This is a genomic window from Nannocystis exedens (assembly GCF_002343915.1).
Taxonomy (GTDB): Bacteria; Myxococcota_A; Polyangia; order Nannocystales; family Nannocystaceae; genus Nannocystis; species Nannocystis exedens.
The window spans coordinates 7,031,521-7,045,038 of the sequence record NZ_NETK01000001.1; the positions used below are offsets into that span (position 1 = coordinate 7,031,521).

A 13,518-nucleotide genomic window follows, 5' to 3' on the forward strand; every position below is an offset into this window, starting at 1 on the left:
AGGGAGGACGAGATGTCGACGGACGATCGCAACGAGAAGGACGAGGCGCCGCGTGGCCCCGGCAATTGCCCGGACTTGACGACGAATCAGGGGGTCGCGGTCGGCGACGACAACAATTCGCTGAGGGGGGGCCCGCGCGGCCCGACGCTGCTCGAAGACTTCATCCTGCGCGAGAAGATCACCCACTTCGACCACGAGCGGATCCCCGAGCGGGTGGTCCACGCCCGCGGCGAAGGGGCCCACGGCTACTTCGAGGTGACGCAGTCGCTAAAGAAATTCACGACCGCCAAGTTCCTGCGCAAGGTCGGGCAGAAGACGAAGGTGTTCGTCCGCTTCTCGACGGTGGCCGGCTCGCGCGGCTCGACCGACCTGGCCCGCGACGTGCGCGGCTTCGCGGTCAAGTTCTACACCGAGGACGGCATCTTCGACCTCGTCGGCAACAACATCCCGGTCTTCTTCATTCAGGACGCGATCAAGTTCCCGGACATCATCCACGCGGTGAAGCCCGAGCAGCACAACGAGATCCCGCAGGCGGCCTCGGCCCACGACACGTTCTGGGACTTCGTGTCGCTGACCCCCGAGAGCACGCACATGCTGATGTGGGTGATGTCCGACCGGGCGATCCCCCGCAGCCTGCGCATGATCGAGGGCTTCGGCGTCAACACGTTCCGCCTGATCGACGAGGACGGCAAGGCCCACTTCGTCAAGTTCCACTGGAAGCCGAAGCTCGGCCTCCACTCGGTCGTGTGGGACGAGGCGCAGAAGATCAGCGGCAAGAACCCCGACTACCACCGCCTCGACCTGTGGCAGGCGATCGAGCGCGGGCAGTACCCCGAGTGGGACTTCGCCATCCAAACCATCCCCGAGGGCGAGGAGGGCCAATTCCCGTTCGACGTGCTCGACCCGACCAAGGTGTGGCCGGAGCAGCTGGTGCCGCTGCAGAAGGTCGGCCGCCTGGTGCTCGACCGCAACCCCGACAACTTCTTCGCCGAGACGGAGCAGGTAGCGTTCTGCCCGTCGCACCTGGTGCCGGGCATCGACTTCTCCGAGGACCCGCTGCTGCAGGGCCGACTGTTCTCGTACCTCGACACCCAGCTGAGCCGCCTCGGCAGCCCGAACTTCCACGAGCTGCCGATCAACCGCCCCGAGAACGCGATCGTCAACAATCAGCGCGAGGGGCACATGCGCCACATGATCAACAAGGGGCCGGTCGCCTACTCGCCGAACTCGCTGGCGAAGGGTTGCCCGTTCCACGCCGGCGCCCGGGGCTTCAACACCTTCCCCGAGAAGGTGGAGGGCAAGAAGGTCCGTGAGCGCAGCCCGCGGTTCGGCGACCACTTCGGCCAGGCCGAGCTGTTCTGGCGCAACCAGTCGGACGCCGAGAAGCAGCACATCGTCGACGCGTTCAGCTTCGAGCTCAGCATGGTCGACACGGTGGCGATCCGGAAGCGGATGATCGACCTGCTGACCCAGGTCGACGTCCAGCTGGCCGAGCGCGTGGCCAAGAACCTCGGCCTCACCGTCGACGACCCCGCGTCGGCGATGAAGCGCCTCAAGGCCGAGTGGGCCAAGTACGGCGTGACGTCGCCGCCGGGCCTGCGCCAGGACTACGCGAACATCAAGGCGCCCGAGCTCAGCATGGCCCACACCGTCAAGGACACCATCCAGACCCGCCAGATCGCGGTGCTGGTGGCCGACGGGGTCGACGGGGCCCAGGTCGACGCGATCAAGGCGGCGCTCACCGCCGGCGGCGCGCTCGTCGAGGTCGTCGCGCCGTCGATGGCGCCGGTCAAGCGCAGCGACGGCAAGCAGCTCGCGCCGCAGAAGTCGCTCAAGACCGCGGCGTCGGTGTTCTACGACGCGGTCTACGTGCCCGGCGGGGCCGACAGCGCGGCGGCGCTGAAGAAGGAGGGCCTGGCGCTCCACTTCGTCGCCGAGGCGTTCGCCCACTACAAGCCGCTCGCGGCCACCGGCGAGGGTCTCGACCTGCTGCTCGCCAGCGGCATCGTGCCGCCGGGCGGGACCGAGAACGACCTGCTCAAAGAGCCAGGTGTGGTCGGCTCGCGCAAGCCGGCCGACGCGCAGCAGGTGGCGCAGCAGTTCGTCAAGGCGATCGCGGCCCACCGCTTCTTCGACCGCAAGAGCGTCGAGCGCGTGCCGGCGTGATCGCCCCGCGGACGAGCGCGGCCGCGCTGCGGCTCGCGCTCGCCCGCGTGCCCGGGCGCGGAGGCGTCGCACTCGCGGCGCGTGGGCCCGCGCAGAGCCCGTGGAACCGCGTGGAACGGCGATTTCGCCGCGACTCGCGGCGTCGCGTCGGTCGGCCGACGATCGCCGGCCGAGACGCGGGCATAATCCGCCGGCGTATGAACGTCCCCGTCCTGACCTCGCGGATCGATTCGGTCACGGTGTATCGCCAGGGCGCGCTGGTCTGTCGCTCGGCGATCTTGCTGGCGGCGCAGCCGGTCCCGCCGCAGGTCAAGGTGCTCGGGCTGCCGCTGAGCCTCGAGGACGGCTCGGTCCGCGTGCGCGTCGAGGGCGAGGGCGGCGAGCTGCCGGTGGCGGTGGACCTGCGGGTCGCGCTCGACCTCGCGGTGCCCGACCCGGCCCTGCCGCCGCCCGACGACGCCGAGCTCAAGCAGGCCCGCCGCGAGGTCCGCTCGCTCGCCGACCGCCGCGCTCACCTCGAGGCCCAGCGGGCCCGCATCGAGCGGCTGCAGGTGTTCGAGCGCCCGGCCAACAAGCGCGGGCATTCGCCGCTACCGTCGCCGACGACGGCGAGGTTGTCGCTGATCGAGTTCCAGCAGCAGCAGCTGGCGGCGATCGACGTGCAGCTGCAACAGCTCCACGGCGAGCAGCGCCAGGCCGAGGAGCGCCGCGAGCACCTCGAAACCCGGCGCCAGGCGGCCTCGAAGGCGCGCCAGGCCAAGCCGCACGAGCTGCGCAAGGCGGCGCTCATCAGCCTGCGCGCGCACGACGTGCCGACGACGCCGGTGCGCGTGATCCTCGAGTACATGGTGCCCGGCGCCCGCTGGGCCCCGGCCTACGCGGTGAGCCTGAGCCGCGACATGGCCCGCGCGACGGTGGCGGTGCGCGCGGTGGTGGCCCAGGACACCGGCGAGGACTGGACCGGCGTGCGCCTCACGCTGGCGACCGCGGACGCCCAGCGATGGGTCGAGCTCCCGGAGATGCAGGCGTTGCGGATCGGTCGCCGCCAACCGCCGCCGCAGCGCCGCGGCTGGCGGGCGCCGCCGGCCGGAGCCGCGGAGCTGTACGCCGATTACGACCGCTTCCTCGCCGGCGCCGGGCCGCCGCGGCGCAAGCCGACGCCCGAGCCGGCCCCGAGCGACGAGTGGGTCGACCGCGAGATCGACACGCTGGCCGCCGACATGCCGAGCGCGGTGACGCAGAGCGGGATGGTGAGCCCGCAGCAGCGACAGCTGCTCTCGCAGCTGCAGCAGCTCGAGCAGGCGCGCAACCAGCCGACGCCGCCCGGGGGCCCGCGGCTGGAGGCCAAGGTCGGCGCGCCGGCGCGACCGACGGCGCCGCCGATGCGCTCGGCCCCGCCGCCGCCCGCTCCGCCGCCACCGCCGACCCCCGCGGCTCCGCAGGCGATGACGTTCGCCGCGGCGCAGCGCAAGGGCGGCGGCTTCGGCGGGGCGCTGGCAGACGCCGGCGGGGCCCTGGCGGGCCTGTTCGGCGGGTCCGAGGGCGGGGGCGGCGGGGCGCCGCGCGGCGGGCTGGCGCGGCTCGAGCCGGAGCCCGAGCACGAAGCGGCGCCGGAGCAGCTCGCGTACGGCGACCTGCGCATGCCTGGCCCCGAGGCCAGCCGGCGCGGCGTGCTGACGCTGTCGCACCGGCGCGAGCGCTACCTCGAGATGTTGTGGGTGCGCGAGGTGACGCGCGAGATCGACGTCGTGTCGCTGATCGACGGCGCGGTGGCGCGGGCGCAGCAGGCCGGCGCCCGCGGGCTGCCGCCGCGCCACCGGTTCGCCGAGTCGTGGTTCGGCTTCGACTACGTGTACGCCGCCGAGACGCCGATCGACATCCCGTCCGACGGCGACTACCACTCGGTGCCGCTGCTCAAGCAGCAGGCGCCGATCCAGCTCGGCTACGTGGTGGTGCCGCGCGAGAGCACCGACGTGTACCGCTTCGTCAAGCTGAAGAACCCGCTCGACGCGCCGCTGCTGCCTGGTCCGGCGGACATCTACGTCGGCGGCGACTACCTGCTGTCGGCCGACCTCAAGGTCGCCCCGCCGCGCGGCGAGGTGCAGATCGGCCTCGGCGTCGAGCAGGCGATCAAGGTCTCGCGCAACACCCACTACAGGGAAGAGGCGGCCGGACTGATGGGCGGCTCGCTGTCGCTGCGCCACGACATCGAGATCGAGGTCGCCAACCGCTCGGCGCGGCCGGTCGAGGTCGAGGTGCAGGAGCGGCTGCCGAGCCTGCGCGAGCGCGAGGACGAGATCCAGATCGACGTCGGCGCGGTCGAGCCGGCCTGGGCCCCGTTCGAGCCCGAGCACTACGAGCTCCAGGGCGGCCATCGCTGGCGCGTGCAGGTGCCCGCCGGCCAGCAGAAGAAGCTCAGCGCGACCTACGTGGTCCGGATCTCCGCGAAGAAGGAACTGGTCGGCGGCAACCGCCGGGAGTGAGTCATGTCCGAGCCCTCCGTCATCGACAAGCACGAGCCCGCCACCCCGTCGATCGCCCCGGTCGAGTTCAAGGCCCCGATCGTCGAGGTCACCGTCCTCGAGGACCGCGCCCACGTCGTCCGCCGCGCCGCGCTCGAGCTGCGCGCCGGCCTCACGCGCCTGCGGATCGCCGGCGTCGCCCCGGTGCTGGCCGACAAGACGCTGTGCGCGGCGATCGTCCCGCAGGGCCAGAAGACCGGCGACGGCGCGCGCGAGCGCGTCAGCGACGTGCGGGTCCGCCGCTCGAAGCTGGTGCTCGGCGACGACAAGCCCGAGCGCGCGCGCGAGCTGCAGCGCGAGCGCGAGCGCCTGTCCCAGAGGCTAGCCGAGCTGCAGGCCGCGCGCGAGCTGGCGCAGCGCCACGAGGCGGCGCTCGCCGGGGTCGGCGAGGTCACGATCCAGGACATCGGCGTCGACGTCTGCTACGGCCAGGACGAGCCGGCGAAGTGGGCCGAGGCGCTCGAGCGGGTCGCCGCGCGCGAGCGCGAGGCCCGGCAAAAGCGGCTCGAGCTCGACTTCGAGATCACCGAGGTCGAGCACGAGCTCAAGCGCCTGAACCAGCGGATCGGCGCGACCTCGCAGGTCAGCGACGCGGTCGCGGCCGAGGTCGTGATCGAGGTGTGGGTCGCGGCCGCCGGCGTCTACGGCGTGCAGGTCGACTACGTGGTCCCGGGCGCGTGCTGGCGGCCGTACCACCGCGCGCAGCTGGTCGAGCTGGTCAAGGGCGCCGACCCGGTGCTGCACTTCAGCAGCGAGGGCTGCGTGTGGCAGAACACCGGCGAGGACTGGAGCGACGTGCAGCTCGTCTTTTCGACCGAGCGGCCGTCGCTCGGCACCGAGCCGCCGCAGCTCGCCAGCGACGTGCTGTTCGTCCAGCGCAAGAGCGAGGCCATCGTCGTCGAGGCGCGCGAGCAGGAGGTGCAGACCACCGGGCTCGGCGCGGCGCCGAAGCAGCGCTCGCAGGACCTGCCCGGCATCGACGACGGCGGCGAGGTGCTGACCCTGCGCGCCGCCGCCCGCGCCAGCGTGCCGAGCGACGGGCGGCCGTACCGCGTGCCGCTGATGAGCGGGACGCTCAAGACCACCAGCGAGTACGTGCTGATGGCTGAGCTCGCCGAGGCGGTGATCCTGAAGACCACGCACGTCAACGACCGCCTGCATCACCCGATCCTCGCCGGCCCGGTCGACCTGATCAAAAACGGCGGGTTCGTCGGTCGCACCAGCGTGTTGTTCATCGCGCCGCACGAGAACTTCGCCATCGGCTGGGGCCCGGACGGGGCCGTGCGGGTGCAGCGGACGGTGACGCAGGCGCGCGAGGAGCGAGCGATGCTGTCGGGCTGGACGTCGCAGATCCACAAGATCGAGGTCAAGCTCAGCAACCTCGGCCCGCAGCCCCGCACGGTGCAGGTCAGCGAACGGGTGCCGGTGTCGGAGCTCGAGAAGGTGAAGATCGAGGTCGACGCGGCGAGCACCAGCGATCGGGCGCGGCCCGACAGCAACGGGCTGGTGCGCTGGAAGGTCGAGCTGCCGGGTTACGGGCGCGCAAGCCTCAGCCTCGGCTACGTCGTCCGCAAGCACGGCGACGTCGTCGGGATCTGAGACCTCCGCGACGTCGGACCGCGGGTGCAGGTCCGGGGGGTGCGTAGCGCCCAGCGCGCCTGAGGTCACCTGTTCTTGCAGACAGGTGGTCGCGGCGTGGCCGCCGATGTGTCACACGGACGTCGCCTGTTCCAAGGGCCCGGCGTCCGGTTTTCCCATTGCGCAGGGGTGTAAGCCCGGAGGCTCGAGACCGCGCGTGACCTCACTCTTTACTGGACGCCGGCGCGAGACCCTTCTTATGCTGGCTACGGCGCTCCAGGGCCGCGTCGCGGGCGGCCCCGTCGGGTCTGCCTCGACTTTGTTCCCCCCGATTGAAGGTTCAAACATCATGCAGTTCGTCCGTCTGCCGAAGTCTCAACCCCTCTCCCGGAGTCTCAAGGTCGTGACGGCCCTTACGGCGGCGCTGATGCCGTCGGCCGCGGGCGCGGCTCCGTGGGCGCTCGATGCGAACGTGCAGCTCCCGGACGGCGGCTTCGTGGCGCAAAAGGTCGAGCTGGTCGACGTCAACAACGACGGCTTCGTCGACATCGTGTTCGCCAACAGCTCGGGCGACAACACCGGCAGCGTCCAGAACGCCCAGCCCAACCAGCTGCTCATCAACGACGGCGGGGCCGGCTTCACCGAGCAGGGCTCGGTGTTCGAGGAGGCCGACAACGCCTACGTGATCAAGGCCGGTGACCTCGACAACGACGGCGACGCCGACCTCGTGGTCGGCGTCAACTTCACCGGCCAGAGCTACGTCCTCCTCAACGAGGGCAACAACGAGTTCACCCGCCAGGACATCGGGCCGGGGAACAACAAGAGCATCGGCGACCTCGAGCTCGGCGACGTCGACGGCGACGGCGACCTCGACATCGTCGCCACCGACTGGGGCTCGAGCCAGCCCTACGGCGACCCGGTCGACCAGGGCGCTTCGCTGCACCTGTGGCTCGGCAACGGCGACGGCACCTTCGACAACGGCGACCCGCAGCTGCCGATGGGCATGGCGACCTGGTCCGCCTGGTCGTTCGACATCGAGCTCGTCGACGTCGACAACGACTACGCGCTCGACGTGCTGGTCTCGAACCGCGGCGTCGGCTTCGGCTTCGGCCTGCAGAACGACGGCACCGGCACCTTCACCAAGCTGACGGTGCCGGCGCTCGAGGTCAACATCGCCAAGCAGGTCAATTCTTCGTTCACGCCGAGCGACTTCAACGGCGACGGCTTCATCGACCTCATCACGCTGCAGGACGGCGTCGGCCAGGGCGGCAACTGCATCGAGATCATGAACGTGCAGTACTGCGCGAAGCGCAACTCCGTCCTGATCAACAACGGGATGGGCAACTACCCGACCGACAACCAGGGCGGCTACTGGGCGATCGTCAACAACCCGGCCAAGCTCGACTTTGACGCCGCCACCCTCGACTTCAACAACGACGCTCGCCCCGACTTCGTGGTCACCGGCCTGCGCCTCGGGCCGAACGACAAGAACTCGCGGCTGTTCCTCAACAAGAACGGCACCGCGGTCGAGCCGGCGTCGGTCCCGCTCGACGCGGCGTTCCCGATCGTGCCCGAGCTGGCGTTCACGTTCGGCCTGCAGTTCGCCGACTTCAACCACGACAAGCGCGAGGACGTCGCGCTGGCCTCGCGCGACGCGGCGCTGCCGAACTTCGTGCTGTTCGGCCGCGACGACCCGACCGACGGCGTCGCGGTCGACACCACGGTGCCGCGGATCTACGACGACGGGTTCGCCGCCAAGCTCGGCACGCTGCTGTTCTTCGGCCAGGAGGCCGGGATCGAGGCGCGCGTCGACGACTACAAGACCCCGGTCCGCTGGCACGACTTCATGATCGACAACAACCTCGCCGCGCTCAACCTGACCGGCGACGGCGCGACGCTGACGGCGCACAACCGCCGCCTGCCGTACATGGAGTTCGCGCTCGGCCTCGCCGACCCGCAAGAGCTGGTGACGATGGCGGACAACGACCCGAAGAAGTTCATCGCCCCATCGATCTGGTTCGGCGAGGCGCTGTGGCGGGTCGGCTTCACCGTGCCCTTCGCCGGCAGCAAGACCGACACGCTGACCTGGCAGTACTGTGCCATCGACGCCGCCGAGAACAAGACCTGCGTCGGCCCGTTCTCGGTCGAGCTGCAGGTCGACCCGGAGGACTGCGGCGACGGCGTCGTCCAGGAGTGGGAGACCTGCGACAGCGACTCGGCGACCTGCGTCGAGTGCGAGGAGACCTGCGGCAACGGGACCTGCGACCCGAACGAGAACGCCGAGAATTGCCCGGAGGACTGCGGCGGGCCGTGCGACAACGACGGCGCGTGCGAGCCGCCCGAGGACGCGCAGAACTGCCCCGACGACTGCGACTACGACGGCGTGTGCGGCGACGGCACCTGCCAGAACCCGCCGGAGAACGAGCAGAACTGCCCGGAGGACTGCGGGCCGTGCGACCACGACGGGGCCTGCGAGCCGCCGGAGGACGCGACCAACTGCCCCGACGACTGCGACTACGACGGCGTGTGCGGCGACGACATCTGCCAGAACCCGCCCGAGAACGAGGAGAACTGCCCCGACGACTGCCTGCCCGAGCCGACGGACGGCGGCGTTTGTGGCAACGGCGTCTGTGATGCCAACGAGACGCCGATGTCGTGCCCCGAGGACTGCGCGGTGTGTGGCGACGACATCTGCACCAACCCGCCGGAGAACGCGGAGAACTGCCCGGCGGACTGCAGCGGCGCGTCGGCGAGCGACGGCGAGTGCCCCGACACGGCCGGCGGCGTCGACGGCCAGTGCCAGCTCGACGACGACGGCTGCGGCTGCGTGGCCGAGCCGGAGGACGGCACGCGCGGGCTGTGGGCGTCGCTGCTGCTGTTCGGCGTGTTCGGCGTGCGTCGCTTCCGCAAGCGCGCGTAGTGCCGGCACCACCGGGGCCGAGGGCCCGGCGGCTCGTCCGCCCGCGCCTTCGGCCCCGTTCGATTTTGACCTGTCTTTCGCTGACGATTTCGTCCCTCGCTTGAAAGTGAAACGCCATGTTCGACGCTCGCATTAGGTCCATCTCCTGTCCTCGTCCGGGTCGCGTGCTCCAGGCCGTCACGGCCGTGTCGACGGCGCTGCTGCCGGCGCTGGCCGGCGCGGCCCCGTGGGCGCTCGACGCCGGCATCACCCTGCCGGACACCGGGCTCATCACCCAGAAGGTCGAACTGGTCGACATCAACAACGACGGCTTCGTCGACGTCGTGTTCGCCAACAGCTCGGGCGACAACACCGGCGGCGACCAGAACGCGCAGCCGAACCAGCTGTTCGTCAACAACGCCGGCACCGGCTTCACCGCCCAGGGCGGCGTGTTCGACGAGCCCGACAACGCCTACGCGATCAAGGCCGGCGACATCGACGGCGACGGCGACGCCGACCTCGTGGTCGGCGTCAACTACACCGGCCAGAGCTACGTCCTCGTCAACGAGGGCGGCGGCGCCTTCACCCGCCAGGACATCGCCCCCAGCCTCAACAAGAGCATCGGCGACCTCGAGCTCGGCGACGTCGACGGCGACGGCGACCTCGACATCGTCGCCACCGACTGGGGCTCGAGCCAGCCCTACGGCGACCCGGTCGACCAGGGCGCGTCGCTCCGCCTGTGGCTCGGCAACGGCGACGGCACCTTCGAGGACGGCGCCGCCAACCTGCCGATGGGCATGGAGAGCTGGGCCGTCTGGTCGTTCGACCTCGAGCTGGCCGACATCGACAACGACTACGCGCTCGACGTGCTGGTCGCCACCCGCGGCGTCGGCTGGGCGATCGTGCTCAAGAACGGGGGCGACGGCAACTTCACCCACCTGCCGATCGCCGCGCTCGAGAGCAACGTCGCCAAGCAGGTCAACGCCGCCTTCACGCCGATGGACTTCACCGGCGACGGCTTCATCGATGTCGTCACGCTGCAGGACGGCGTCGGCCAGATGGGCAACTGCGTCGACATCATGGGCATCGACTACTGCGCCAAGCGCAACTCGGTGATCATCAACGACGGCAGCGGCGACTTCGCCGACAACCCGGCCGGCTTCTGGGAGATCGTGCACAACCCGCCGAAGCTCGACTTCGACGCCGCGACGCTCGACTTCGACAGCAACGGCACGCCCGACTTCGTGACCACCGGCCTGCGCCTCGGGCCCAACGACAAGAACTCGCGGCTGTTCCTCAACAACGGCAGCAAGTTCACGCCGGCCTCGGTGCCGATGGACGCGGCCTTCCCGGTGGTGCCGGAGCTGGCGCAGACGTTCGGCCTGATGTTCGCCGACTTCAACCACGACAAGCGCGAGGACGTCGCGCTGGCCACGCGCGACGCGGGCCTGCCGAACTTCGTGCTGTTCGGCCGCGACGACCCGGCCGACGGCGTGCCGGTCGACACGCAGCCGCCGCGGATCTACGACGACAACCTCGAGGACAAGCTCGGCACGCTGCTGTTCTTCGGGCAAGAGGCCGGCTTCGAGGCCCGCGTCAACGACTACAAGACGCCGAGCCACTGGCACGATTACTGGTTCGACCCGAACCTGACGAGCCTCAAGCTCACCGGCGACGGCGCGACCCTCACCACCCACGGCCGCCGCCTGCCGTACATGGAGTTCGCGCTCGGCCTCGCCGACCCGCAAGAGCTGGTGACGATGGCGGACGACGACCCGAAGAAGTTCATCGCCCCGTCGATCTGGTTCGGCGAGGCGCTGTGGCGGGTCGGCTTCACCGTGCCCTACAACGGCAGCAAGACCGACACGCTGACCTGGCAGTACTGCGCCATCGATGCCGCCGAGAATCGCACCTGCGTCGGCCCGTTCTCGGTCGAGCTGCAGGTCGACCCGGACGACTGCGGCGACGGGGTCGTGCAGGAGTGGGAGGCCTGCGACGACGACTCGCCGACCTGCGTGATGTGCGAGAACACCTGCGGCAACGGCACGTGCGACGAGCCGGCCGAGAACAACGAGATCTGCCCCGAGGACTGCCCGTGCAACGGGGTGTGCGACCCCGACGAGGTGTGCCCCGAGGACTGCCCCGACTCGGAGAGCGACTCCGGGTCGGTGTGCGGCGACGGCACTTGTGACGACGGCGAGGTGTGCCCGGAGGATTGCGGCGACACCAGCGGCGAGTGCGACGGCGTGTGCGAGCCGACCGGCGGCGAGACCTGCCCGGAGGACTGCCCCGTCTGCGGCGACGGCGTGTGCGACCCCGGCGAGGAGGAGACCTGCCCGGAGGACTGCGGCGATACTGCCACGGACAGCGACGGCCAGTGCCCCGACGGCGCCGCCCCGGGCGCCGACGGCCAGTGCCAGCTCGACGACGACGGCTGCGGCTGCGTCGCCGACGGCAGCGGCACCCGCGGCCTCTGGGGCTCGCTGCTGCTGCTCGGCGTGTTCGGCGTCCGCCGCTCGCGCAAGCGCGCGTGAGTCCAGGCCTCGCCTGACCCGAGGGGCTCCGGCGCACCCGCGCCGGGGCCCTTCCACTTTTTAAAACTATTTCGATGCCGACAATGCGCGAAGGGACATGTCGCGCGCGACATGTCCCTTCGGACAAAGAGTGAACCGAGCCGCTACTTGTCGGTCAGCGGCAGCGACTTGTACTTGTGGCTGATCTTGATGTGCTCGGCCTTGGTGACGGTGCGGCGGGCCCCGTCGACGCGGGCGATCTGGGTCACGTCATCGAAGCCCTCGGGCAGGCGGACGACGATGTTGACGACGTCGCTGTCGGGCTGCGGCCGGACCTCGGCGGCGTGGACGGCGAGCTGCTCGCCGCCGGCGAAGAACTCGACGCTCTGCACCGCGCTGAGGTTGTTCTCGTCGACCGCGCCGGGGGTGGTGATCCACGACTCGGTGCCGTCGGGGTAGACCATGCCGAGGAGGATCGCGCCGTCGTCCTCGGGCGCGGGCGCGCCGGACATGTCCCACGAGCTGAGCTGCTGGATGGTCGGGTAGACCTTGTTCCACCCGAACGTCGAGGCCCACACCGGGTGGCAGTAGGTCATGTAGTCCTTGTGGACGGTGGGGTGATAGAGCTTGAAGTTGGTGATGCCGAAGCCCCACTCGCCGATGTCGCCGCCCGGGATCGGATAGGTGTTGTCGGTCCCGGCCTCGCCGTTGCACGCGATGTGGTAGCGGCCCTGCGAGTGGCCGACCTCGTGGACGAAGGTCTCGGCCGCGTACTCGACGTTGCCGGGCAGCGACAGCCCCGAGGAGATCCGCTTCCACGCGTCGGACTTGAGCGCGCCGCTCGGGATGTCGATCGCCTGCCCGCCGGCGCCGCCGAGGCCGCTCGAGCACACGTCGACGTAGCCGAAGTAGTACTGCTCCGGCGGCGCGCCGTCCTGCTGGCGCAGGTCGACCATGAACTGGTTGAGCTGGCCGAAGTGCGTCAGCTCGCCCTGCCAATCGATCGGCTCGTGCATCGTGATCTCGAGCTTCTCGATCGGGTTCATCATGAACATGTAGTTCTCGAACTTCTTCATCGTCTCCGCCGACGTGTCCGGCGTCGTGACGCAGCCGCCGAAGTTGTAGTTGTACGGGACGATGGTCACCTTCAAGACCTGGTAGCTGTCCTCGATGCCGATGAAGGCGTTGCCCGACAGCGGCAGGTTGGGCGGGTTCTTGCCGGGCTGCGTGGCCGGATCGATCTGCGCCCAGCCCTTCTCGGTCTCCCACAGCTCGATGCGGTACTTGAGCCCGGGGATCACCTCGGCCGGCATGAGCCCCCAGTAGAAGCTCTTCTCGAGGTTGCCGACGAACGAGTCGCCCTCGACCACCACCTTGCTCGTCAGCACCTTCTCCCCCTCGGGGTAGCCGCTGATGATCAGCCGGGCCTCGATCTGGCGCGGGACCCAGTCTTCGGGCAGCTTCTTCCAGAACGCGCGGATCAGCGTGAGCCGGTTCTGCAGCAGGTACGAGGTGCGGTCGGACCCGCCGACGCCCGCGCCGTCGCGGCCGATCGCCACCCCGATGCCCTGGTTGGCCTCGACCCACTCGAGCTCGATGCCGCCGACCGCCGGCACCGGCACGAACGGCTCGGGCGCGTCCGTGGTGGTCGGCTCGGAGCCGTCCGACTCGCTGTCGGTGGCCCCCTCGGGCTCGTCGTCGGTCACGTTGACGTTGGAGGCCGGGCCGTCCGTGGAAGTGGCGCCGGTGCTGTCGCCGCACGCAGGGGCGAGCACGAGCGCGAGGGCTGCGGAGATCGAGAGCTGGGGGCGCGTCATACGGACACGCTATCCGGCGCGCG

6 protein-coding genes are annotated in these 13,518 nt (G+C 70.3%); 5 read left to right on the forward strand and 1 reads right to left on the reverse strand.

Features of this window, described 5'->3' with window-relative positions; all coding sequences use genetic code 11:
• Positions 1-12 precede the first annotated feature (12 nt).
• The 5 genes from NAEX_RS27715 to NAEX_RS27735 all read left to right on the forward strand — a co-directional run bounded on the left by NAEX_RS27715 (position 13) and on the right by NAEX_RS27735 (position 11,699).
• Positions 13-2,166, forward strand: a complete 2,154-nt coding sequence (locus tag NAEX_RS27715) for a catalase (protein WP_096330491.1) — start codon at positions 13-15, stop codon at positions 2,164-2,166.
• A 197-nt stretch (positions 2,167-2,363) separates the two neighbouring features.
• Positions 2,364-4,649 carry a DUF4139 domain-containing protein gene (locus NAEX_RS27720; RefSeq protein WP_096330492.1) on the forward strand — a complete coding sequence of 762 codons (2,286 nt, stop codon included), beginning with the start codon at positions 2,364-2,366 and terminating at the stop codon, positions 4,647-4,649.
• A gap of 3 nt (positions 4,650-4,652) precedes the next feature.
• Positions 4,653-6,287 (forward strand): mucoidy inhibitor MuiA family protein, encoded by a 1,635-nt coding sequence (locus tag NAEX_RS27725; RefSeq protein WP_096330493.1) that lies wholly within the window; start codon positions 4,653-4,655, stop codon positions 6,285-6,287.
• A 382-nt stretch (positions 6,288-6,669) separates the two neighbouring features.
• A complete protein-coding gene (locus NAEX_RS27730; protein WP_170136061.1) occupies positions 6,670-9,186 on the forward strand; it encodes an FG-GAP repeat domain-containing protein in 2,517 nt (838 codons plus the stop codon).
• Between the two features lie 164 nt (positions 9,187-9,350).
• On the forward strand, positions 9,351-11,699 hold the full coding sequence (locus NAEX_RS27735; RefSeq protein WP_170136062.1) for an FG-GAP repeat domain-containing protein: 2,349 nt from the start codon (positions 9,351-9,353) through the stop codon (positions 11,697-11,699).
• 143 nt (positions 11,700-11,842) lie between these two features.
• Here the strand turns inward: NAEX_RS27735 and NAEX_RS27740 are convergent, their stop codons facing one another.
• On the reverse strand, positions 11,843-13,495 hold the full coding sequence (locus tag NAEX_RS27740; protein ID WP_096330496.1) for a zinc metalloprotease: 1,653 nt from the start codon (positions 13,493-13,495) through the stop codon (positions 11,843-11,845).
• Positions 13,496-13,518: the final 23 nt, after the last annotated feature.

Excerpts from the sequence above, each read along its gene's own strand:
- NAEX_RS27740 (WP_096330496.1), bottom strand. The coding sequence starts at position 13,495 with ATGACGCGCCCCCAGCTCTCGATCTCCGCAGCCCTCGCGCTCGTGCTC.
- NAEX_RS27725 (WP_096330493.1), top strand. The coding sequence starts at position 4,653 with ATGTCCGAGCCCTCCGTCATCGACAAGCACGAGCCCGCCACCCCGTCG.
- NAEX_RS27720 (WP_096330492.1), top strand. The coding sequence starts at position 2,364 with ATGAACGTCCCCGTCCTGACCTCGCGGATCGATTCGGTCACGGTGTAT.
- NAEX_RS27715 (WP_096330491.1), top strand. The coding sequence starts at position 13 with ATGTCGACGGACGATCGCAACGAGAAGGACGAGGCGCCGCGTGGCCCC.